1 protein-coding gene is annotated in these 1,226 nt (G+C 47.5%); it reads right to left on the minus strand.

Translation table 11 applies throughout. The annotated features are described in order from the left end of the window. Positions 1 to 9: 9 nt before the first annotated feature. Positions 10 to 1,170, minus strand: coding sequence for an IS30 family transposase (locus RM368_RS38585; RefSeq protein WP_200538987.1), 1,161 nt, complete (start codon positions 1,168 to 1,170; stop codon positions 10 to 12). Positions 1,171 to 1,226: the final 56 nt, after the last annotated feature.

Genomic DNA, 1,226 nt, shown 5'->3' on the forward strand with positions numbered 1-1,226 from the left:
GCTGTGAGTTCAACTGATGGACGCAACACACTTATTGAACCGTTCTGCGGGTGATTCATAGTCTAGCGTTTTTCTCGGTCTTTCGTTGAGCTGTCTGGCAACGCTGTTTAGTCTGTGCTGACTGTGAACCGATAAGTCAGTTCCTTTTGGAAAATATTGTCTTAGCAACCTGTTCGTATTTTCATTTGAGCCACGTTGCCAGGGAGATTGAGGATCACAGAAGTAAATCTGGATGTCTGTTGCTACAGTAAACCGGGTGTGGCTGGTCATTTCAGCTCCCCGATCCCAGGTTAATGTTTTATATAGCTCAACAGGTAATTCCCGGGCTTGTCTGATGAGTGCAGATATAACCGTTATGGTCTTGTTGTCCCTGATTTTGGCTAACATAACAAAGCGGGAATGGCGTTCTACGAGGGTGACGATATAGGAGTTTTTCGAGCCCTGGATCAGATCACCTTCCCAGTGACCAGGGATGGCTCTGTCTGAGGCTTCCGGTGGCCTTTCGCTGATAGGTATCGCATTCGGGATTTTCCCTAATCCTTTCCCTTTAAGTGATGACGTTCGGGATCTACGAACCGCTCTTCCGCTTCTGAGGCATTGCTGCAGCTCTTTTTTTAATGCCCCCCGGGTTTGTATAAAAAGCGTTTTATAAATCGTTTCGTGTGACACATGCATTTCCTGATTATCCGGATAACAGCGTTTCAGCCAACCGGCGATCTGTTCCGGCGACCAGTCCTGATGCATCTTCTCTGCAATGATTTTACACAATGTGGGGCTTTCAATTAGCTTGCAAGGTTTTGGTCTCAGAGCATTTTCCCAAGCAGCATTGTCGGCTTTTGCTGCACGGTATTGCTTGGCACCTCCGTGCCTCCTGACCTCGCGGCTAATCGTTGAGGGTGCTCTTGATAAGTTGGCAGCGATGTCCCTGATACTGAGTTTTGCTACCAATCCTCTGGATATTTCTTCTCTTTCATCAAGCGTAAGCGCTAATCGATGCCGCTTTCGAACGGGAGGACGGTAGCCACCTGTCTGGTGGATTGTGGGCATGATAGAAGAATGAAATCTGTCGAACATTCTGGCGATATCATGCAGGGAATCACCTTGTTTATATCTATCCCAGATAATTGCCTTCTGCTCTGGCGTGTAGTTAATACGAGTTCTTCGTTTCATGGCAACGTCCCCCCTTGATTAAGGATAGCGTTGCATCGAGCCATTGAACTCACAGC

Origin of the sequence: Nostoc sp. DedSLP03 (assembly GCF_034530815.1) — a bacterium.
In the GTDB taxonomy this organism is placed as follows: Bacteria; Cyanobacteriota; Cyanobacteriia; order Cyanobacteriales; family Nostocaceae; genus Nostoc.